We start from the raw sequence: 22,697 nt of genomic DNA on the forward strand, positions 1-22,697 counted from the left end.
CATGACCAACTACAGCCTGCGTGCAAGAATGATGATTTTGATCCTGGCGCCGACCGTACTTATCGGTTTACTGCTCAGCATCTTCTTCGTCGTACACCGCTATAACGACCTGCAGCGTCAACTGGAAGACGCCGGCGCGAGTATTATCGAGCCGCTTGCCGTCTCCAGTGAATACGGTATGAACTTACAAAACCGTGAATCGATCGGTCAGTTGATAAGCGTACTTCACCGCCGCCATTCCGATATCGTGCGGGCCATTTCAGTTTATGATGAACACAACAAGCTGTTTGTCACCTCGAACTATCAGTTGGACCCCGGCGAGCTTCAGCTGCCGCGCGGTATGCCTTTCCCGCGAAGGCTAAGCGTGACGCGCCACGGCGATATCATGATTCTGCGAACGCCGATTATTTCCGAGCACTACTCGCCGGATGAGTCGCCGCAGTCAGATGCGAAAACCCCGGTCAATATGCTGGGCTACGTCGCGCTGGAGCTGGACCTCAAATCCGTGCGTCTCCAGCAGTACAAAGAGATCTTCATCTCCAGCGTGATGATGTTGTTCTGTATCGGCATTGCGTTAATCTTCGGCTGGCGATTGATGCAGGACGTGACCGGGCCGATTCGCAACATGGTGAATACCGTTGACCGTATCCGTCGTGGGCAGCTCGACAGCCGCGTTGAAGGCTTTATGCTCGGCGAACTGGATATGCTGAAAAACGGCATCAACTCGATGGCCATGTCGCTGGCGGCCTACCATGAGGAGATGCAGCACAACGTCGACCAGGCCACCTCGGACCTGCGCGAAACGCTGGAGCAGATGGAGATTCAGAACGTCGAGCTGGATCTGGCCAAGAAACGCGCCCAGGAAGCGGCGCGCATCAAGTCTGAATTCCTGGCGAACATGTCGCATGAGCTGCGCACGCCGCTGAACGGCGTGATTGGCTTTACTCGCCTGACGCTCAAAACCGAGCTGAACCCGACCCAGCGCGATCACCTCAATACCATTGAACGATCGGCCAACAACCTGCTGGCGATCATCAACGACGTGCTGGACTTCTCGAAGCTCGAGGCCGGTAAACTGCTGCTGGAAAGCATCCCGTTCCCGCTGCGCAATTCGCTGGATGAAGTGGTCACGCTGCTGGCGCACTCGGCGCACGATAAAGGTCTGGAGCTGACGCTAAACATTAAAAATGACGTGCCGGACAACGTCATCGGCGATCCGCTGCGTCTTCAGCAGGTGATCACCAACCTGGTCGGCAACGCCATCAAGTTCACCGAGAACGGCAATATTGACGTACTGGTCGAACAGCGCGCCGTCAGCAATAACAAAGTGCAGATTGAAGTCCAAATCCGCGATACCGGCATCGGCATTCCGGAGCGCGATCAATCGCGGCTGTTCCAGGCCTTCCGCCAGGCCGATGCCAGCATCTCCCGCCGCCACGGCGGCACCGGGCTGGGGCTGGTTATCACCCAGAAGCTGGTGCGCGAGATGGGCGGTGATATCTCCTTCCACAGCCAGCCAAACCGCGGTTCGACCTTCTGGTTTAACATCAATCTCGATCTCAATCCGAACGTGATCGCCGACGGGCCCGATACCCGCAGCCTGGCAGGCAAACGTATCGCCTACGTCGAGGCTAACGCCGCCGCCGCGCAGGCGACGCTGGATATTCTGGCCTCAACGCCGCTGGAGGTGGTGTACGCGGTGAGCATTGCCGCCCTGCCCGCCGAGTTCTACGATATTCTGCTGGTTGCCGTACCCGTGTCGGTACGCGACCTCGCAATCCACCGCGATAAGCTGAACGCCGCGCTGGGGATGACCGATCATCTGGTGCTGGCGCTACCGTGCCACGCACAGGTCGACGCTGAGTCGCTTAAACAGAACGGTGCGGCGGCCTGCCTGCTGAAACCGCTGACCTCAACCCGCCTGCTGCCGGTGCTGCTGGAGTTCAACCACGTCACGTCGTCAACGATAGCGCTGCCAACCAGCGAACATCGCCTGCCAATGACGGTGATGGCCGTAGACGATAACCCGGCGAACCTGAAGCTCATCGGCGCGCTGCTTGACGATCAGGTGCAGCACGTCGAGCTGTGTGAAAGCGGTCAGCAGGCGGTTGAGTGCGCCAGACAGATGAAGTTCGATCTGATTCTGATGGATATTCAGATGCCGGATATCGACGGTATTCGCGCCTGTGAGCTGATTCGCCAGCTTCCGCACCAGCAGCAGACGCCGGTGATTGCCGTCACCGCCCACGCGCTGGCTGGGCAAAAAGAGAAGCTCATGGCCGCCGGCATGAATGACTATCTGGCCAAACCGATTGAAGAAAACCGGCTGCACGACCTGCTGCTACGCTACAAACCCGGCCTGAACACTCCGCCGCGCCCGCTGCAAATGGAGCCGATAGAACCGCCGGTGGATCTTAACGCCACGCTGGACTGGCAGCTGGCGCTGCGTCAGGCAGCCTACAAGCCAGACCTGGCGCGCGAAATGCTGCACATGCTGATCACCTTCCTGCCGGAAGTCCGTAACAAAGTTGAGGAACAGCTGGTCGGTGAAGAGCCGGAAAATCTGGTCGATACCATTCATAAACTGCACGGCAGCTGCGGCTATAGCGGCGTGCCGCGTCTGAAGCATCTGTGTTATCTGATTGAAAGCCAGCTGCGCGGCGGCACCCCGGCAGAGGAGCTGGAGCCTGAACTGCTGGAGCTGCTTGATGAAATGGATAACGTCACGCGCGAAACAAAGAAAATGCTGGGTTAGCGCAAACAGGGCGGCCTGATAAGCACCGCGCCATCAGGCCGCCCGGCGCACATTGCCGGATGGCGGCGTTGCCTTATCCAGCCTACAGAGACTGCCCAATCTTGATGACTGCGGCAATATTCCTCGCCGCCATCCGTACGTTTGCTCCCGCTTCCGCCAGCGCGTCGTCCAGCGAACAAATGCGATACAGCGCGCTAAACACGGCATCAAGACCATGCTGATGTACCACGCCAACGTCTGCCGTCAGGCTGCCCGCAATACCAATCACCGGGATCCGGTGGCGCTTAGCCACCCGCGCAACCCCCACAGGGACTTTGCCGTGGATGGTCTGGCTGTCGATACGCCCTTCACCGGTAATGACCAGATCCGCATCCGCCAGCAGCGCATCAAGGTGCAGCGCTTCGGTGACAATATCAATCCCCGGACGCAGCTGTGCGCCGCAAAAAGCGTACAGCGCGGCGCCCATTCCCCCCGCGGCACCACCGCCTTCCAGAGTCAGCACGTCGAGCCCTAAGTCGTCGGCAATATGCCGGGCATAATGTGCCAGCGCGTGGTCAAGCTGGGCGACCATCTCCGGCGTGGCGCCCTTCTGTGGGCCAAAGATGGCCGATGCGCCTTCTTCACCAATCAGCGGGTTCGTCACATCACAGGCTACGTCAATCCGACAGCGCGCCAGGCGTTTATCCAGCCCGCTGATATCGATTTTCGCTAACGTCGCCAGCGCCGCGCCGCCGGGGGCGAGCGGCTGACCGTCGGCGGTCAACAGTTTCGCCCCCAGCGCCTGAACCATGCCAGCGCCACCGTCATTGGTCGCGCTACCGCCGATGCCGATAATGATCCACGTCACGCCAAGATCCAGCGCATGGCGGATCAGCTCACCGGTTCCCCATGAGGTGGTCTTAAGCGGATTACGTGCTGCGGGCGGAAGCAGCGCCAGCCCGCTGGCGGCGGCCATCTCGATAAATGCACAGCGCTCATCGCCGGAGATACCGTAAAAGCCCGCCACCGGCTCGCCAAGCGGGCCGGTCACCGTCACCTGCACCACGCGGCCTTGGGTGGCAGCCACCATCGCTTCCACCGTGCCTTCACCGCCGTCGGCAACCGGCACCTTGATATACTCGGCATCGGGGTATATCGCCCGAAATCCGTCCTCAATGGCGCTGGCCACCTCAAGGGCGCTCAGGCTTTCCTTGTACGAATCAGGGGCAATCACAATCTTCATAAGCAGTCCTTGTACGAAGTAGCGGCTGTAAGCTTAGCGCACCATGCAGGGACGTTTATTATCAAACGTCCAGTTTGGGATCAGATACTGCATGCCTATCGCATCGTCGCGAGCCCCCAGGCCGTGCTTTTGGTACAGCGCGTTGGCCTGCATCACCCGGTCCATGTCCAGCTCAACGCCCAGCCCTGGCTTATCGGGCACCTGCACTTTGCCGCCCGCAATGACCAGCGGCTGTTTCGTCAGACGCTGGTTGCCCTCTTGCCAGATCCAGTGAGTATCAATGGCGGTAATGTTTCCCGGCGCAGCGGCGGCCACGTGGGTGAACATCGCCAGAGAAATATCAAAGTGGTTGTTTGAGTGAGAACCCCAGGTAAGACCAAACTCATGGCACAGCTGCGCCACGCGCACCGAGCCCTGCATCGTCCAGAAGTGCGGGTCCGCCAGCGGGATATCGACCGACTGAAGTGCCAGCGTGTGCCCCATCTGCCGCCAGTCGGTGGCAATCATATTGGTGGCGGTCGGCAGGCCGGTTGCCCGACGGAACTCGGCCATCACCTCACGGCCGGAAAAACCCTGTTCAGCGCCGCACGGATCTTCCGCATACGCCAGCGTCCCCTTCAGATATTTGCCGATCCGAATCGCTTCATCCAGCGACCACGCGCCGTTCGGATCCAGCGTCACGCGCGCCTGCGGGAAACGCTTGGCCAGCGCCACGATAGACTCGGCCTCTTCCTCCCCGGCCATTACGCCACCCTTCAGCTTGAAGTCATTGAAACCGTATTTTTCATAGGCCGCTTCCGCCAGGCGCACCACCGCATCGGGAGTCATCGCCTCCTCATGACGCAGCCGGTACCACGCGCAGTCGTCGTCAGGTTGGCTCTGGTACGGCAGCGGCGTTGCCTTACGATCGCCGATAAAGAACAGGTAGCCCAACATCTGCACTTCGCTACGCTGCTGCCCGTCGCCCAATAGCGTCGCGACGTTCACGCCCAGATGCTGCCCAAGGAGGTCCAGCATGGCCGCTTCAATAGCGGTCACAACGTGGATCGTGGTGCGTAAATCAAAGGTTTGCAGGCCCCGACCGCTGGCATCACGGTCAGCAAAAACGGCGCGCACGCGGTTAAGGACGTTTTTGTATTCCCCGAGCGTCTTCCCGACCACCAGCGGCACGGCCTCTTCCAGCGTGGAGCGAATCTTCTCGCCGCCGGGAATTTCCCCCACGCCCGTATGCCCTGCGTTATCCTGAATAATCACAATATTGCGGGTAAAGAACGGCGCATGGGCGCCGCTCAGGTTCATCAGCATGCTGTCATGCCCGGCTACCGGAATGACCTGCATGGCCGTTACCACGGGCGTGGAAGAGTGAATCGTCATGGTTAAATCCTTGTCTACTGAAATGACGGCCGAAAGCAGGACATCGTCCGGCCCGACGCGTCGGAGCGAGAAATCTCGCGATCGTCAAAATGATGCTAAACGCAGTATAGGAACAGGCGAGCGACAGCTCATCGTGCATATGCACAATATTAGAGGGGAAATTTCTTCAATAGTGTGGCCGATCAACAAATAGCAACCGGTACGACGCCGTCGTACCGGTGTGGAAAGGAGAAAGGGCTATTTCAACAGCGCCGCCCACTGCGTGACCCACGGATTAGAGACGCTTTCCGGCTCCGGGTCTTCCGAGGCATCAATCATCAACATCTCGCCAATGCGCTGCGCGCCCTGCTCCTGCAACAGCGCGTCGAATCGCTTGCCGCCGCCGCAGAAGTTCGCATAGGTGCTATCGCCGAGGGCGATAATGCCGTAACGCAAATGAGGCTGGTACATATCCTGGAGATCGTTAAACAACGGCACGATACTGTCAGGCAGATCGCCCTGGCCGGTCGTCGACGTGACGACCAGCGCATATTTCCCGGTGTAGCTTTCCCAATCCGCGACCGTCGGATCTTCAAAGACCGCCGCCTGATGGCCCAGCCCTTCGAGAATCGTCTGCGCTTCTTCCGCCACCAACAGCGAATTGCCGTACATGGTGCCGACAAAAATCCCTACTTCAGCCATGATTTAACTCCCTGTTTACTTCTGGATAGCTTCATCCTGACCGCAGTCGGCAACAAACTCAACCCTTTCATTATCGGGGAGAAGCCCGCGCCAGCCGAAATGTGATAAAGCCTGCATCCAGACCTCGTCCAGCCCGGCGCGAAGGGTCAGCGGCTCGCCGGTGAACGGGTGCGTCAACGACAGCTGGCTGGCGTGCAGCATCAGGCGGTGACAGCCGAAGTGTTCAGCGGCGCTGCGATTCTGGCGCAGATCGCCGTGCTTGCTGTCGCCAATGATCGGGTGACGCAGGTGCGCCAGGTGACGGCGTAGCTGATGCTTACGGCCGGTCTGCGGGTCCAGCTCGACCAGCCCATAGCGGGTCGTTGGGTAGCGGCCGGTCGCGACCGGCATTTCCACCGTTGCCATACCGCGATAGTGCGTCACCGCAGGCTGCGGGTCTTTATTCTCGCGGGCAAACTTATCGGCGATTTTATCCAGCTCTTCTACCAGCGGGTAGTCCAGCGTCGCCTCATCGGTCAGCCAGCCGCGCACGATAGCGTGATAGCGCTTGCGAATTTGGTGCTGCTCAAACTGCTGGGACAGCAAACGCCCGGCTTCGCTGGAGAGCCCCATCAGCAATACGCCGGAGGTTGGGCGATCGAGGCGATGGGCGGTAAAGACGTGCTGGCCAATCTGGTCGCGTACCGTCTGCATCACCACCACCTTCTCGTCGCGATCGAGCCAGCTACGGTGCACCAGCCAGCCGGACGGTTTATTGACCGCCACCAGCCATTCATCCTGGTAGATAATTTCCAGCATCAGTGAGGGTCACTCGTAAAGAAGGCATCCAGCTGTTCAAGCGGCGGCAGAATGATGGCGCGCAGCGGGTGCGCGGCGTCAAGCGCCATCTCGTAGTAAGGCGCGATGGCGAAATCTTTTGGCAGCGGCATTCCGCTGTCCCGCAGCTGATGCATACGTGGAATCAACACCCATTGCAGCCACTCAAGCGGCTCCAGGGTATCCATGCAGAACGGCTGGTCGCTGGCAAAGGCGCTTTCGTGCGGCGCATCATCCTGCCAGTGCTGATGCTGGCGAAGCAGCGTTTCAATAAGCAGGAGTTGGTCGCGAAGGCTATCGTGGCGTGTCATGGAAAACCTCTGAGGAAACAAAATCGCGCGCAGGATACCACTAGTTGGTGGGAAACAAAAAAAAGGGAGCACTGTAAAAACAGTGCTCCCGGTTCGTTTCGCAGCAATCCAGCTACTTTTAGTGCTCCCTGCTCATCCGTGACAACTTTTCCTGTGGTCTCCTGACCAGTTCATCCTTAAACGGTTGCTTCCTGCATCACACCACCCCGATGTGATTTCACCCAATCCTTGAGTGTGTCCCGATCTTCCTGATCCACCAGATATCCTGTCTGGCTCTCATTCTCCGTCCTGGAGGTGTCCTTTAACGCGCTCCTGCGCTATCCTCTTGCTTCTTCCTGAAGCCTTTCCTTGAATCACCTTCCCGGTGTGTCCTATGAAGCGTCATCATCCTGATGTTCACTTCATTGTGCGACTCCCTGTCGACGTAGATAGAATCCGCTATTTCCCTTCGTCTTACAAGCGTCTTACAGGCAAATCCTTAAGGCTTACAGACGTAAAAATTGCCTGACGAAACTAATAACATGTTGAAATAAAAACGAATTACTAAAATGATGGGATAAGTGTCTTACTGATATTCTGGCGATCTCTCACAGAGCGTGTAAGAGATCTCTCACAAAGGGATGGGGACATTTTCCTACAGAATTGGCTCAAGTTGAGTCAGAAAGCTCGCAAGAGAGGAGGCAAGAGGCAGGCGATTGCGCGTTCCGAGCGTCTCTTTAACCACTTCACCGGTCACGTTGCAGACGGAAATCACGTCGAGCTCGCTGTCCAGCGTGGCAATAAATAGCGTCGGCGAAAGCTTCAGGCGCTTTTGCGTGACCAGGTGACCAATCAGGTTTTCCTGCACGCGCCGAAAGTCTTCGGGGCTCCACACCTGCAGCAGCATCAGGGGTTCCCCCATGAAAAGCGCTTGCATATCACCCGCATACTGAGTGGTATAATATGTGTGAATGGGTTGTTGTACCACAATATCCATAGCCCGTTCAACGCCATTTACATTCTGCTCGCCGTCAAACGCCTGCGGCTGCCAGTACACCGCCTCGCCGGTGGTAGACACCTGACACGGTGAGGGAATACCGTACAGCTCTTCGCTGCGCGGCAGGCTGCCATAGGTGCGCTGCCAGGCATCGCAATAGCGTTGGGTAAATGCGTGTAATGCGTCTGCGGTCTGCTGATCCACGAATTTCTCTCTTCAGGTTAGCCAGGGTACACTTAAAACCATAGTGTACCTGCTTTATAACGGTGAAACATGTCTTCTTATGATAACCATCAGGCGCTTGCCGGCCTGACGCTCGGTAAAACCACAGATTACCGTGATACCTACGACGCCACCCTGCTGCAGGGCGTCCCGCGTAGCCTGAACCGCGATCCGCTGGGGCTGCATGGCGATTCCCTGCCGTTTCATGGCGCGGACATCTGGACGTTGTACGAACTCTCCTGGCTCAATGCCAAAGGCTTGCCGCAGGTGGCCGTCGGCCACGTTGAGCTCAGCCATGAGACGGAGAATCTGGTCGAATCGAAAAGCTTTAAACTCTATTTGAACAGCTTTAACCAAACGCGTTTTGCCTGCTGGCAGGACGTGCAGGAAACGCTGGAGCGCGATCTGAGCGCCTGCGCGCAGGGTAAAGTCACCGTAGCCCTGTACCGCCTCGACGAAATCGAAGGTCAGCCTATCGCCCATTTCCACGGCAGCTGCATTGACGATCAGGATATTGAGATTGATAGCTACCAGTTTAACGCCGACTACCTCGACGGCGCCGCCGGTGAAAAGGTGGTGGAAGAAACGCTGGTCAGCCATCTGCTGAAATCAAACTGTCTGATTACCCATCAGCCAGACTGGGGCTCGGTGCAAATTCAGTATCGTGGCCCCAAAATCGACCGCGAAAAGCTGCTGCGCTATCTGGTCTCTTTCCGTCACCATAATGAATTCCACGAGCAGTGCGTCGAGCGTATCTTCAACGATATTCTCCGCTTCTGCGCGCCGGAAAGCCTGAGCGTTTATGCCCGCTACACCCGTCGCGGCGGGCTGGATATCAACCCATGGCGCTCAAATGCGGAATTCGTGCCGGCTATTGGCCGCCTGGTACGTCAGTAACGTGAACAATGTCTCAATGTGTTGCACATTGTTCCGCATCTAAGGTTGTCGTTCCCGCGCCAGCAAGGCTATTGTAATCACTAAGGAAGACGATTTTCGTCCCGTTAAGGAGTTCACTTGATTACACATATTAGCCCGCTTGGCGCAATGGATATGTTGTCGCAGCTGGAAGTCGACATGCTTAAACGCACGGCCAGCACCGACCTGTATCAATTGTTTCGCAACTGCTCATTGGCCGTACTGAACTCAGGCAGCCTGACCGATAACAGTAAAGAACTGCTGTCCCGCTTCGAAAGCTTTGACATCAACGTACTGCGCCGCGAACGCGGCGTGAAGCTGGAGCTTATTAATCCGCCGGAAGAGGCGTTCGTTGACGGGCGTATTATCCGCTCACTGCAGGCCAACCTGTTTGCGGTGCTGCGCGATATTCTGTTCGTCTACGGGCAGATCCATAACACCGTGCGTTTCCCGAATCTGGATCTGGAAAGCTCAACCCATATTACCAACCTGGTGTTCTCCATCCTGCGTAACGCGCGTGCGCTGCACGTCGGCGAAGCGCCAAGCATGGTGGTGTGCTGGGGCGGCCACTCTATCAATGAAAACGAGTACCTGTACGCGCGCCGCGTAGGTAACCAGCTTGGCCTGCGCGAGCTGAACATCTGCACCGGCTGTGGGCCAGGCGCAATGGAAGCGCCGATGAAAGGCGCCGCGGTCGGCCATGCGCAGCAGCGCTACAAAGAAGGCCGCTTTATCGGTATGACCGAACCGTCCATCATTGCCGCCGAGCCGCCTAACCCGCTGGTTAACGAGCTGATCATCATGCCCGATATCGAAAAACGCCTTGAGGCGTTTGTCCGTATCGCCCACGGCATCATTATCTTCCCGGGCGGCGTGGGAACGGCGGAAGAGCTGCTGTATCTGCTGGGTATTCTGATGAACCCGGCAAACAAAGACCAGGTGCTGCCGCTGATCCTGACCGGCCCGAAAGAGAGCGCTGACTACTTCCGCGTGCTCGACGAGTTCGTCGTGCACACGCTGGGTGAAGGCGCGCGTCGCCACTATAAGATCATCATCGACGATGAAGTCGAAGTGGCGCGTCAGATGAAAAAAGCGATGCCGCTGGTCAAAGAAAACCGCCGCGACACCGGCGATGCCTACAGCTTCAACTGGTCAATGCGCATTGCGCCCGATCTACAGATGCCGTTTGAGCCGTCGCACGAGAATATGGCTAACCTCAAGCTCTATCCGGACCAGCCGGTGGAAGTGCTGGCCGCCGACCTGCGCCGCGCCTTCTCTGGCATCGTTGCCGGAAACGTGAAGGAGGTGGGCATTCGGGCAATTGAAGAGTTCGGGCCGTACAAAATTCATGGCGATAAAGAAATGATGCGCCGTATGGACGAACTGCTACAGGGTTTTGTGGCGCAGCACCGTATGAAGCTTCCCGGCTCTGCCTATATTCCTTGCTACGAAATCTGCGCCTGACCGTCAGCCACAGCGCATTTCACTTCTCACCGGCGGATTTTCCGCCGGTTTTTTTTTCGCTAAAACATCGCTAAAACTGTGTTACAGCTCTCATGCCAATCGTTTGCGTGCAAATGCCAACCGCATTTTATTAGCAATAATTATGATTGGGCGCTAAAAAACGCCATTTTCATCATTTTTATCAGCAAAAACATCGTATTTACCCCTCTCCCCATTTACCACACATACTGCCAATGCTAGCCTTCGCGCCCATAAATATCCGCTTAAAGAGTTATCACAGGAAAATTACCTGCCATATCCCGCACTAAAAGTGGATTATTACATTTGAGATCATGATCACTGATACATTCACCAGTTAAATGTACATTTGCGCTCGTCAAAACGGCGTTGGGTAAAAATCACAAAAACACCGACACTTATAAAATTTAATATTACTTTTATCTTTTTTTTCACTTTATTTGACTAAAAAATTAGCATTTTTCCTTCCTCCAGGAGATACAGATGGAAAACACTCAAACCAGCACTATCGTCACAGCAGAATCTGCTAGCGGATGGCGCAAAACAGATACAATGTGGATGCTGGGTCTTTACGGCACCGCAATCGGTGCAGGCGTACTGTTCCTGCCAATCAACGCCGGCGTAGGCGGTATGATTCCGCTGATCATCATGGCAATCCTCGCCTTCCCAATGACCTTCTTCGCACACCGCGGCCTGACCCGCTTCGTGCTCTCCGGTAAAAATCCGGGTGAAGACATTACGGAAGTGGTTGAAGAACACTTCGGTGTCGGCGCAGGTAAACTGATTACCCTGCTCTACTTCTTCGCCATCTACCCTATCCTGCTGGTTTACAGCGTGGCTATCACCAACACCGTTGAGAGCTTCCTGGCTCACCAGCTGCACATGACGCCGCCGCCGCGCGCTATCCTGTCGCTGATTCTGATCGTCGGTATGATGACTATCGTTCGCTTCGGTGAGCAGATGATCGTTAAAGCGATGAGCATCCTGGTGTTCCCGTTCGTTGCGGCACTGATGGTGCTGGCTCTGTACCTGATTCCTCAGTGGAGCGGTGCGGCGCTGGAAACGCTGTCCTTTAGCAGCGCAGCTTCAACCGGTAACGGTCTGTGGATGACCCTGTGGCTGGCAATTCCGGTCATGGTGTTCTCCTTTAACCACTCACCGATCATCTCCTCCTTCGCGGTCGCGAAGCGTGAAGAGTACGGCCAGGGCGCAGAGAAAAAATGCTCCTCTATCCTGGCACGTGCCCACATCATGATGGTGCTGACCGTAATGTTCTTCGTCTTCAGCTGCGTACTGAGCCTGTCCCCGGCGGACCTGGCGGCGGCAAAAGAGCAGAACATCTCCATTCTGTCTTACCTGGCGAACCACTTTAACGCACCGGTTATCGCCTGGATGGCGCCGATCATCGCGATTATCGCTATCACCAAATCTTTCCTGGGCCACTATCTGGGCGCTCGTGAAGGTTTCAACGGGATGGTTATCAAGTCTCTGCGTAGCAAAGGCAAATCCATCGAAATCAACAAGCTGAACAAAATCACTGCGCTGTTCATGCTGGTCACCACCTGGATTGTGGCAACCCTGAACCCGAGCATCCTGGGTATGATTGAAACCCTGGGCGGCCCAATCATCGCGATGATTCTGTTCCTGATGCCGATGTATGCGATTCAGAAAGTACCGGCAATGCGTAAATATAGCGGTCACATCAGCAACGTCTTCGTTGTCCTGATGGGTCTGATTGCTATCTCCGCCATTTCCTACTCTCTGTTTAGTTAATCCCCCTGCGCCGCCTCTCGGGGCGGCGCACCTCGATACACAATGGACGCCTCATGATTAGCGTATTCGATATTTTCAAAATCGGCATTGGTCCTTCCAGCTCGCACACCGTCGGGCCAATGAAAGCAGGCAAACAATTCACGGACGACTTGATTGCGCGTGGGATCCTGACTGATATCACTCGCGTGGTCGTCGATGTTTACGGTTCACTTTCTCTGACCGGTAAAGGTCACCATACGGATATCGCCATTATTATGGGTCTGGCAGGAAATCTGCCGGATACGGTTGATATCGACGCCATTCCGGCGTTTATTCAGGACGTGAATACTCACGGCCGACTGATGCTGGCTAACGGCCAACACGAAGTGGAGTTCCCGGTTGACCAGTGCATGAACTTCCATGCGGACAATCTCTCTCTGCACGAAAACGGCATGCGCATTACCGCACTGGCGGGCGACAAAGCCGTGTACAGCAAAACCTACTACTCCATCGGCGGCGGTTTTATCGTCGACGAAGAACACTTTGGCCAGCAGTCCGAAGCGCCGGTCGCGGTGCCATACCCGTACAGCAGCGCCGCCGACCTGCAGCGTCACTGCAGCGAAACCGGCCTGTCGCTGTCCGGCCTGATGATGCAGAACGAACTCGCGCTGCACAGCAAAGAAGAGCTGGAAAAGCACTTCGCCGACGTCTGGGCAGTGATGAAGGGCGGCATCGAGCACGGCACCACCACCGAAGGCGTTCTGCCGGGTAAACTGCGCGTTCCGCGCCGCGCCGCCGCGCTGCGCCGCATGCTGGTCAGCCAGGATAAAATCAGCAGCGACCCGATGGCGGTGGTTGACTGGATTAACATGTTCGCGCTGGCGGTCAACGAAGAGAACGCTGCCGGTGGCCGCGTGGTCACCGCACCAACTAACGGCGCCTGCGGGATTGTCCCGGCGGTTCTGGCCTACTACGACAAGTTTATCCGCGAAGTGAATGCTAACTCGCTGGCACGCTATATGCTGGTTGCCAGCGCCATTGGTTCACTTTACAAGATGAATGCGTCCATCTCTGGTGCCGAAGTCGGCTGCCAGGGCGAAGTCGGCGTCGCCTGCTCCATGGCGGCCGCGGGTCTGGCCGAACTTCTGGGTGCCAGCCCGGCCCAGGTGTGCATTGCTGCGGAAATCGGCATGGAACACAACCTTGGCCTGACCTGTGACCCGGTAGCCGGTCAGGTACAGGTGCCGTGCATTGAGCGTAACGCCATTGCATCGGTGAAAGCGGTCAACGCCGCGCGTATGGCTCTGCGCCGTACCAGCGAGCCGCGCGTGTGCCTCGATAAAGTGATCGAGACCATGTACGAAACCGGCAAAGACATGAACGCGAAATACCGTGAAACTTCTCGCGGTGGCCTGGCAATGAAAGTGGTTGCCTGCGACTAACGTTTGTTCGCCACAGAGGCCTCGTTTTGCGAGGCCTCTTCCCGTTTTACCCCCCACCAATAGCCTCTCCTGCCCTTGAATGTTACCCTTAGCGCCCTGTCTGTTAGGGAGAACGCCCGTGGCCGTCCATTTGCTTATCGTTGACGCACTCAACTTAATTCGCCGTATTCATGCCGTTCAGGGTTCGCCCTGCGTCACGACCTGTCAGCACGCGCTGGACCAGCTGATTGCGCACAGCCAGCCCACTCATGCGGTGGCGGTATTTGACGATGAGGCCCGCAGCAGCGGCTGGCGGCACCAGCGCCTGCCGGATTACAAAGCCGGGCGCCCGCCAATGCCGGAAGATCTCCACGCCGAGATGCCCGCCCTGCGTGCCGCCTTTGAGCTGCGCGGCGTGCGCTGCTGGGAGTCGAGCGGCAACGAAGCCGACGATTTAGCGGCAACGCTGGCGGTTAAGGTCGCCGGTTCAGGGCATCAGGCCACTATCGTGTCGACCGATAAAGGCTACTGTCAGCTGCTCTCCCCGACGCTGCGCATCCGCGATTATTTCCAGAAGCGCTGGCTGGATGTCCCGTTTATCGAAAAGGAGTTTGGCGTCCAGCCGCAGCAGCTACCGGACTATTGGGGATTAGCCGGTATTAGCAGTTCGAAAGTCCCGGGCGTCGCCGGTATTGGTCCGAAAAGCGCCACGCAGCTGTTGACGCAGTTCCCTACCCTGGAGGCGCTGTATGCGCATCTCGATGAAGTGCCAGAGAAGTGGCGTAAGAAGTTGGTAGAGCACCAGGAAATGGCGTTTTTATGCCGCGATATCGCGCGGCTACACACGGATTTGCACATTGATGGCAATTTGCAGCAGCTGCGGCTGGCGCGTTAGTGGCGTTGCCGGATGACGGCGTGAACGCCTTATCCGGCCTACAGGATGGTGTAGCATGTAGGCCGGATAAGCGCAGCATCATCCGGCAGAATCACCATGCCGCCTGATACAACCCGACGATATCCGCAATACTCGCCTCGCGGGGGTTCCCTCCCGTACAGACATCGTCAAAGGCGGCTTGCGCCAGCGCCGGAATATCCTCTTTACGCACCCCAACATCGCGTAAATACAGCGGGATCCCAACATCGCGGTTAAGCGCAAATACCGCATCAACGGCAGCATTACGCGCCTGCGCCAGGTTCAGCGATTCAACCTTCTCCCCCATCGCTCGCGCAATATCACGAAACTTCTCGCCGGTATGCTCGGCGTTATAGCGCATGACATGGGGGAGCAAAATAGCATTGGCCACACCGTGCGGCGTGTTGTAGAAAGCCCCCAGCGGATGAGCCATCCCGTGAACCAGCCCCAGACCCACGTTGGAAAACCCCATTCCGGCTACGTACTGCCCCAGCGCCATCGTTTCCCCGGCGCTGCGTTCACCGGCAACAGAGCCCCGTAGCGCGCCCGCAATCATCTCGATGGCTTTAATATGCAGTGCATCGGTTAACGCCCACGCGCCGCGGGTGATATACCCCTCAATGGCATGCGTCAACGCATCAACGCCGGTTGCTGCCTTCAGCGCTGGCGGCATGCCGTCCATCATATCGGCATCAATAAACGCAACCTGCGGAATATCGTGCGGATCGACACAGACAAATTTCCGCCGTTTCTCCTCATCGGTGATGACGTAGTTAATGGTCACTTCCGCCGCCGTGCCTGCCGTCGTTGGAATGGCCATCACCGGAACGCTGGGCTGACGCGTTGGTGACAATCCTTCAAGGCTGCGAACATCCGCAAACTCCGGGTTATTGCTGATGATACCGATGGCTTTACAGGTGTCCTGAGGTGAGCCCCCGCCAATCGCAACCAGATAATCAGCCCCACTCTGTTCAAAGGCCTTCAGCCCCTCCTTTACGACGCGGATCGTCGGGTTAGGGATCACGCCATCGTATATTTCCCACGCCAGCCCCGCTGCCGTCATTTTGCCCGTCACATTTGCCACCACGCCGCATTCCACCAGCGTTTTGTCAGTGACAATCAATGCCTTATGATAGCCGCGACGCGCCACCTCATCGGTTAACGCCGCTACCGCGCCACGACCAAACCAGGCCGTTTCGTTCAAAATCATTCTGTTTGCCATTGCCCTTCTCCTGTTCGCGCGCCACGATCACTCTTCAATACGCAAGCCATAGGTTTTGAATTTTTCCAGCACAATGGCGATGGCTTCATCATCCAGCACCGGCACCGGATCGGTAATAGCCAGCGTGCTGAGGTAAAGCTGAGCCAGAACCTCAACCTCATGGGCCAGCCACAGCGCTTTTTCCAGATTCTCTTCGCAGGCGATCAGGCCATGATGCTGCAATAGCGTCGCTTTGCGATTTTTAAGCGCAACGGCCACATACTCGGACAGTTCACGCGTGCCAAACGTGGCATACGGCGCACAGGGAATAGAATTCCCCCCGGCAGCCGCAATCATGTAATGGATGGCCGGGATAGGACGGTTGAGGATAGAAACGGCGGTACAGTGCACCGCATGGTTATGGACCACCGCATGGGCATCCGGGCGCGTCTGATAGGCGGCCATATGAAAACGCCATTCGCTGGAGGGCAGTTTTCCCTGTTCATGCTGACCGTTGGCATCAATGTAAACAATGTGCGACTCGGTCAATTTTTCATAGGGAATTCCCGTTGGCGTAATCAGCATACCGCCCTGATAGCGGACGCTAACGTTGCCAGCCGTACCCTGATTCAACCCCAGGCGAGTCATTTCCAGGCAGGTATCAATAATCTGCCGTGCCAGTTTATTTCGTTCCATTTATTACCTCTCTTGATGATTCAAACCACCAACAGAACAATCATATTTATTCTGTTGCACTAACCGTGAATTTGTTCACCATCATCATATTGAAAAGCACCAATGGAATTTTCATGGCTTTATTTTGTGACCCCCATCAATTAACACCGTTAAAACCAGCCATTATTGACATAACATCAGCCATGTGAAATGACCGCAATTAATAATATTTATCAAAACGGGCATTTTATTTTTCCCGAAGGCAATAAATGCCCGTTTTTTGCGTAATAAAATAAATCGGTCATCCGCCCTGTGGTTTTTAAGATTTATTTTCTCAAACGGGCATTACTTTTAACAAATTAAAGTGACAACTATCACATAAAGACAGTGCAGGTAATGACTCCAACTTAATGATAGTGTTTTATGTTCAGATAATGCCCGATGACCTTGTCATGCAGCTCCACCGATTTTGAGAACGACAGTGACTTCCGTCCCAGCCTTGCCAGATGTTGTCTCAGATTCAGGTTATGTCGCTCAATGCGCTGAGTGTAACGCTTGCTGATAACGTGCAGCTTTCCCTTCAGGCGGGATTCATACAGCGGCCAGCCATCCGTCATCCATACCACGACCTCAAAGGCCGACAGCAGGCTCAGAAGACGCTCCAGTGTGGCCAGAGTGCGTTCACCGAATACGTGCGCCACAACCGTCTTCCGGAGCCTGTCATACGCGTAAAACAGCCAGCGCTGGCGCGATTTAGCCCCGACGTATCCCCACTGTTCGTCCATTTCCGCGCAGACGATGACGTCACTGCCCGGCTGTATGCGCGAGGTTACCGACTGCGGCCTGAGTTTTTTAAATGGCGGAAAATCGTGTTGAGGCCAACGCCCATAATGCGGGCGGTTGCCCGGCATCCAACGCCATTCATGGCCATATCAATGATTTTCTGGTGCGTACCGGGTTGAGAAGCGGTGTAAGTGAACTGCAGTTGCCATGTTTTACGGCAGTGAGAGCAGAGATAGCGCTGATGTCCGGCGGTGCTTTTGCCGTTACGCACCACCCCGTCAGTAGCTGAACAGGAGGGACAGCTGATAGAAACAGAAGCCACTGGAGCACCTCAAAAACACCATCATACACTAAATCAGTAAGTTGGCAGCATCACCGACAGTGCATTATCATTAAATGTGACCATCATCATATTAAACAACCTTTTTTACTCGAAAATGAATTCATGAGTTCACTCCTGGCAACCGTTTTATACCGGCGAGCAAAAAGAACTCTTCAGTTTTTACGGTCTGATAAGCAAGAACGACCACACTCTGACGCTTCTGAACCAATGAGGATGTTATGGGAAACACAACAATACAAACGCAGAGTTTTCGTGCGACTGATGCCGGACAAACTCAGCGCTACATTATTCCATTCGCTCTGCTTTGCTCACTCTTTTTTCTTTGGGCTGTCGCTAACAATCTGAATGACATTTTATTACCCCAGTTTCAGCAAGCCTTTACCCTAACCAATTTTCAAGCGGGGCTAATCCAATCCGCGTTCTATTTTGGCTATTTCGTCATTCCAATCCCGGCAGGGATACTGATGAAAAAACTGAGTTATAAAGCAGGTATTATTACCGGATTGTTCTTATATGCTTTCGGTGCCGCTTTATTCTGGCCTGCTGCTGAAATCATGAACTATACCTTATTCCTGATCGGCCTGTTTATTATTGCCGCTGGATTAGGTTGTCTTGAAACTGCGGCCAATCCATTTGTTACGGTATTAGGCCCGGAAAGCGGCGGTCATTTTCGCCTTAACCTGGCGCAAACATTTAACTCTTTCGGTGCCATTATTGCCGTTGTGTTTGGGCAAAGTCTTATTTTGTCTAACGTGCCACATCAATCTCAGGATGTGCTCGATAAAATGTCGCCCGAGCAGTTGAGCACCTACAAACACAGCCTGGTGTTATCCGTACAAACGCCTTACATGATCATCGTGGCCATTGTGTTACTGGTCGCCCTGCTGATCATGTTGACAAAATTTCCGGCCCTGCAGAGTGACGATCATACCGATACCACGCAGAGTTCATTCTCGGCCTCCCTTTCCCGTCTGGTACGCATTCGCCACTGGCGCTGGGCGGTGTTGGCGCAGTTCTGCTACGTCGGGGCGCAAACCGCCTGCTGGAGCTATTTGATTCGTTACGCTATTGAAGAAATCCCCGGTATGACGCCCGGTTTCGCCGCCAACTACCTGACCGGCACCATGGTGTGCTTCTTTATCGGCCGCTTTACCGGCACCTGGCTTATCAGCCGCATCGCGCCGCACAAAGTCCTGGCAGCCTATGCTCTGCTGGCGATGGTGCTGTGCCTGATATCCGCATTCAGCGGCGGTCATATTGGCCTGCTGGCGCTGACGCTGTGTAGCGCATTCATGTCCATTCAGTACCCAACCATCTTCTCTCTCGGGATCAAGAATCTGGGCCAGGACACAAAATACGGCTCGTCATTCATCGTCATGACCATTATTGGCGGCGGTATCGTCACCCCGGTCATGGGCTTCGTCAGCGATGCCGCAGGCAATATTCCGACAGCAGAGCTGGTTCCAGCGGTGTGCTTTGCCGTCATCTTTATCTTCGCTCGTTTCCGTTCACAAATGGCAACGCGCTGAGCATCTTTCCGAATAACGTGAGGAATCTGTCATGAAAAAAATCAGCTTACCGAAAATTGGTATCCGCCCAGTGATTGATGGTCGTCGCATGGGAGTGCGCGAGTCGCTGGAAGAACAAACCATGAATATGGCCCGCGCCACCGCCGCGCTGCTGACGGAAAAACTCCGCCACGCCTGCGGCGCGCAAATTGAATGCGTGATTGCCGACAGCTGCATTGCCGGAATGGCTGAATCAGCCGCCTGCGAAGAAAAATTCAGCAGCCAGAACGTGGGCGTCACCATTACCGTCACGCCGTGCTGGTGCTACGGCAGTGAAACCATCGATATGGACCCGATGCGTCCGAAGGCCATCTGGGGCTTTAACGGCACCGAACGCCCGGGGGCCGTTTATCTCGCCGCGGCGCTGGCCGCACACAGCCAGAAAGGCATTCCCGCCTTCTCCATTTACGGCCACGACGTGCAGGACGCCGACGATACGTCCATTCCTGCGGATGTCGAAGAAAAGCTGCTGCGCTTTACCCGCGCGGGCTTAGCGGTGGCCACCCTGAAAGGCAAAAGCTACCTCTCCGTCGGTGGCGTATCGATGGGGATTGCGGGTTCCATCGTCGACCATAACTTCTTCGAGTCCTGGCTGGGGATGAAAGTCCAGGCGGTCGACATGACCGAACTGCGTCGTCGCATTGATCAGAAAATTTATGATGAAACCGAGCTGGAAATGGCGCTGGCCTGGGCGGATAAAAACTTCCGCTATGGCGAAGATCAGAATGCCCAACAGTACAAGCGCAACGAAGAGCAAAGCCGCGCGGTGCTTAAAGAAAGTCTGCTGATGGCCATGTGCATCCGCGACATGATGCAGGGTAATGAAAAGCTGGCTGAAAAAGGGCTGGTCGAGGAGTCGCTCGGCTATAACGCCATTGCGGCGGGCTTCCAGGGGCAGCGCCACTGGACCGATCAATACCCGAACGGCGATACCGCCGAAGCGCTGCTCAACAGTTCCTTTGACTGGAACGGGGTGCGTGAACCCTTTGTTGTCGCCACCGAAAACGACAGCCTGAACGGCGTTGCGATGCTGATGGGGCATCAGCTAACCGGCACCGCTCAGGTGTTCGCCGACGTCCGTACCTACTGGTCCCCTGAGGCCGTAGAACGCGTGACCGGGCAAGCGCTTAGCGGGCTGGCCGAACACGGTATCATCCACCTGATTAACTCCGGCTCTGCGGCGCTGGACGGTTCGTGTAAACAGCGCGGCAGCGACGGAAAACCGACGATGAAGCCACACTGGGAAATCAGCCAACAGGAGGCCGATGCTTGCCTGGCCGCCACCGAGTGGTGCCCGGCGATCCACGAATATTTCCGTGGCGGCGGATTCTCTTCCCGTTTCCTGACCGAAGGCGGCGTACCGTTTACCATGACCCGCGTGAATATCATTAAAGGCCTTGGCCCGGTACTGCAAATCGCCGAAGGCTGGAGCGTCGAGCTGCCAAAAGAGATGCACGACCAGCTTGATGCACGCACCAACTCCACCTGGCCAACCACCTGGTTTGCCCCACGGTTAACCGGCAAGGGGCCATTTACCGATGTCTATTCCGTGATGGCTAACTGGGGCGCAAACCACGGCGTACTCACCATCGGTCACGTCGGTGCCGACTTTATTACCCTTGCATCCATGCTGCGTATTCCGGTCTGTATGCATAACGTGGAAGAGTCGGCTATCTATCGCCCTTCCTCCTGGGCCGCGCACGGCATGGACAGCGAAGGCCAGGATTATCGTGCCTGCCAGAACTACGGCCCGCTGTATAAACGTTAATGCGGCTTTGCCCGGTGGCGCAAGCTTACCGGGCCTGCGGGTGTGTGAGCCGTAGGCCGGATAAGCGCAGCGCCATCCGGCGACGTTTATGGAGTTATATATGAAACAAGACGTTATCCTGGTCCTCGACTGCGGTGCTACCAACGTCCGGGTGATTGCCGTCAACCGGCAGGGGAAAATTGTCGCCCGTGCCGCCACCGCAAACGCCAGCGAGATCGCCGTCGAGAATAGCGCCTGGCACCAGTGGTCGCTTGAGGCTATTTTGCAACGCTTTGCGGACTGCAGCCGAAAGCTGACGGCTGAGCTCTCATCCTGCCAGATTCGGGGAGTGACGGTGACGACCTTCGGCGTGGACGGTGCGCTGGTTGATGAACACGGTAAGCTGCTCTACCCGGTTATCAGTTGGAAATGCCCACGAACCGCAGCCGTCATGGAAAATATCAGCCGTTTAATACCCGAGCAGCGGCTTCAGGCCATCTCAGGCGTCGGCGCGTTTGCGTTCAACACGCTCTATAAAATGGTGTGGATAAAAGAGAATCATCCGCAGCTTCTTGAACAGGCGCACGCCTGGCTGTTTATTTCATCGTTGATAAATCATCGCCTGACGGGCGAGTTCACCACCGATATCACCATGGCGGGTACCAGCCAGATGCTGGATATCCACCAGCGAGATTTCAGTGCAGACATTCTCCAGGCCACCGGCCTGCCGCGTCGTCTGTTCCCACGGCTGGTTGAAGCGGGAGAGTACATTGGCACGCTGCAATCCGATGCCGCAAACTTGCTCGGTCTTCCCGCCGGTATTCCGGTTATCTCTGCCGGCCACGACACCCAGTTTGCCCTCTTTGGTGCGGGTGCCGGCCAGGATGAACCGGTCCTCTCGTCCGGTACGTGGGAGATCCTGATGGTGCGTAGCGCCAGGGTTGATACGCCGCTGCTGAGCCACTACGCCGGCTCAACCTGCGAGCTCGATAGCCTGCCAGGGCTGTATAACCCCGGGATGCAGTGGCTGGCGTCGGGCGTACTGGAGTGGGTACGCAAACTGCTGTGGACGGAAGAGACGCCGTGGCAAACGCTGATTGAGGCCGCTCGCCTCGTTCCCGCGGGAGCAGAAGGGGTAAAAATGCACTGCGACCTCCTCGCCTGCCAGAACGCAGGCTGGCAGGGTGTCACCCTCAACACCACGCGCGGCCATTTTTACCGCGCAGCACTTGAGGGGCTAACCGAACAGCTGGCCCTGAACCTTCGGACGCTGGAAAAAATTGGTCATTTCAACGCCACTGAACTGCTGCTGGTCGGCGGTGGCAGCCGCAATGCGCTGTGGAACCAGATCAAAGCCAATATGCTCGACATCCCTATCAAGGTGCTCGACGACGCAGAAACCACGGTGGCGGGCGCTGCAATGTTCGGCTGGTTCGGCGTCGGCGAATTTACCAGCCCCGAGCAGGCACGAGCGCAGGTGCACTATCAATACCGCTACTTCTATCCGCAAACTGAACCCGAACTTATTGACGGAGTGTGA

At 56.2% G+C, this 22,697-nt stretch carries 18 protein-coding genes; 9 read left to right on the top strand and 9 right to left on the bottom strand.

Translation table 11 applies throughout. The features are described 5' to 3' along the window. Position 1: 1 nt before the first annotated feature. Positions 2-2,755, top strand: coding sequence for a two-component sensor histidine kinase BarA (barA, locus tag H7R58_RS18150; RefSeq protein ID WP_182930108.1), 2,754 nt, complete (start codon positions 2-4; stop codon positions 2,753-2,755). A gap of 82 nt (positions 2,756-2,837) precedes the next feature. Here the strand turns inward: barA and H7R58_RS18155 are convergent, their stop codons facing one another. From H7R58_RS18155 to syd, 6 genes are all read right to left on the bottom strand, one after another. Beyond that, positions 2,838-3,977 (bottom strand): glycerate kinase, encoded by a 1,140-nt coding sequence (locus H7R58_RS18155; protein ID WP_182930107.1) that lies wholly within the window; start codon positions 3,975-3,977, stop codon positions 2,838-2,840. 33 nt (positions 3,978-4,010) lie between these two features. Then, complete coding sequence (gene gudD / locus H7R58_RS18160; protein WP_182934455.1) at positions 4,011-5,351, bottom strand: glucarate dehydratase; 1,341 nt, start codon at positions 5,349-5,351, stop codon at positions 4,011-4,013. A 237-nt stretch (positions 5,352-5,588) separates the two neighbouring features. Continuing rightward, positions 5,589-6,032 (bottom strand): flavodoxin, encoded by a 444-nt coding sequence (locus tag H7R58_RS18165; RefSeq protein ID WP_106926025.1) that lies wholly within the window; start codon positions 6,030-6,032, stop codon positions 5,589-5,591. A gap of 15 nt (positions 6,033-6,047) precedes the next feature. Then, complete coding sequence (truC, locus tag H7R58_RS18170) at positions 6,048-6,830, bottom strand: tRNA pseudouridine(65) synthase TruC (RefSeq protein ID WP_106926023.1); 783 nt, start codon at positions 6,828-6,830, stop codon at positions 6,048-6,050. Continuing rightward, positions 6,830-7,159: a YqcC family protein gene (locus H7R58_RS18175; RefSeq protein ID WP_182934456.1), complete on the bottom strand. Its 330-nt coding sequence runs from the start codon at positions 7,157-7,159 to the stop codon at positions 6,830-6,832. Before H7R58_RS18175 ends, truC begins: the two co-directional genes overlap by 1 nt. A gap of 634 nt (positions 7,160-7,793) precedes the next feature. After that, the gene (gene syd / locus H7R58_RS18180) at positions 7,794-8,339 is read right to left on the bottom strand and encodes a SecY-interacting protein (protein WP_106926019.1); all 546 of its coding nucleotides are present in this window, start codon (positions 8,337-8,339) and stop codon (positions 7,794-7,796) included. A 69-nt stretch (positions 8,340-8,408) separates the two neighbouring features. Here syd and queF point away from each other — a divergent pair, with 69 nt between their 5' ends. The 5 genes from queF to xni all read left to right on the top strand — a co-directional run bounded on the left by queF (position 8,409) and on the right by xni (position 14,822). Then, positions 8,409-9,254, top strand: coding sequence for an NADPH-dependent 7-cyano-7-deazaguanine reductase QueF (gene queF / locus H7R58_RS18185; protein ID WP_182930105.1), 846 nt, complete (start codon positions 8,409-8,411; stop codon positions 9,252-9,254). Between the two features lie 117 nt (positions 9,255-9,371). After that, positions 9,372-10,736 (top strand): nucleotide 5'-monophosphate nucleosidase PpnN, encoded by a 1,365-nt coding sequence (gene ppnN / locus H7R58_RS18190; RefSeq protein WP_106926014.1) that lies wholly within the window; start codon positions 9,372-9,374, stop codon positions 10,734-10,736. A 501-nt stretch (positions 10,737-11,237) separates the two neighbouring features. After that, a complete protein-coding gene (locus H7R58_RS18195) occupies positions 11,238-12,527 on the top strand; it encodes an HAAAP family serine/threonine permease (protein WP_106926012.1) in 1,290 nt (429 codons plus the stop codon). 53 nt (positions 12,528-12,580) lie between these two features. Then, positions 12,581-13,948: an L-serine ammonia-lyase gene (locus H7R58_RS18200; protein ID WP_106926010.1), complete on the top strand. Its 1,368-nt coding sequence runs from the start codon at positions 12,581-12,583 to the stop codon at positions 13,946-13,948. Between the two features lie 118 nt (positions 13,949-14,066). After that, complete coding sequence (gene xni, locus H7R58_RS18205; protein ID WP_106926008.1) at positions 14,067-14,822, top strand: flap endonuclease Xni; 756 nt, start codon at positions 14,067-14,069, stop codon at positions 14,820-14,822. A gap of 91 nt (positions 14,823-14,913) precedes the next feature. On the opposite strand, the gene fucO is transcribed toward xni, so the two are convergent. From fucO to H7R58_RS18220, 3 genes are all read right to left on the bottom strand, one after another. Continuing rightward, positions 14,914-16,062, bottom strand: coding sequence for a lactaldehyde reductase (fucO, locus tag H7R58_RS18210; protein WP_182930104.1), 1,149 nt, complete (start codon positions 16,060-16,062; stop codon positions 14,914-14,916). Positions 16,063-16,089: 27 nt separating this feature from the next. Continuing rightward, the gene (fucA, locus tag H7R58_RS18215) at positions 16,090-16,737 is read right to left on the bottom strand and encodes an L-fuculose-phosphate aldolase (protein WP_106926004.1); all 648 of its coding nucleotides are present in this window, start codon (positions 16,735-16,737) and stop codon (positions 16,090-16,092) included. Positions 16,738-17,123: 386 nt separating this feature from the next. After that, positions 17,124-17,821, bottom strand: a protein-coding gene (locus tag H7R58_RS18220; RefSeq protein ID WP_223335778.1) for an IS1 family transposase whose coding sequence is annotated in 2 segments (ribosomal slippage) — positions 17,124-17,572 and positions 17,572-17,821 — 699 coding nt in all. Because the reading frame shifts where the segments join, the coding sequence is not laid out codon by codon here. A gap of 239 nt (positions 17,822-18,060) precedes the next feature. Between H7R58_RS18220 and fucP the strand changes: the two genes are divergently transcribed. The 3 genes from fucP (at position 18,061) to fucK (ending at position 22,697) form a co-directional block, all read left to right on the top strand. After that, on the top strand, positions 18,061-19,371 hold the full coding sequence (gene fucP / locus H7R58_RS18225; protein WP_182930103.1) for an L-fucose:H+ symporter permease: 1,311 nt from the start codon (positions 18,061-18,063) through the stop codon (positions 19,369-19,371). Between the two features lie 31 nt (positions 19,372-19,402). After that, complete coding sequence (gene fucI, locus H7R58_RS18230; protein ID WP_182930102.1) at positions 19,403-21,178, top strand: L-fucose isomerase; 1,776 nt, start codon at positions 19,403-19,405, stop codon at positions 21,176-21,178. A 100-nt stretch (positions 21,179-21,278) separates the two neighbouring features. Then, positions 21,279-22,697, top strand: coding sequence for an L-fuculokinase (fucK, locus tag H7R58_RS18235; protein ID WP_106925998.1), 1,419 nt, complete (start codon positions 21,279-21,281; stop codon positions 22,695-22,697).

Source organism: Klebsiella sp. WP4-W18-ESBL-05 (genome assembly GCF_014169075.1).
In the GTDB taxonomy this organism is placed as follows: Bacteria; Pseudomonadota; Gammaproteobacteria; order Enterobacterales; family Enterobacteriaceae; genus Kluyvera; species Kluyvera ascorbata_B.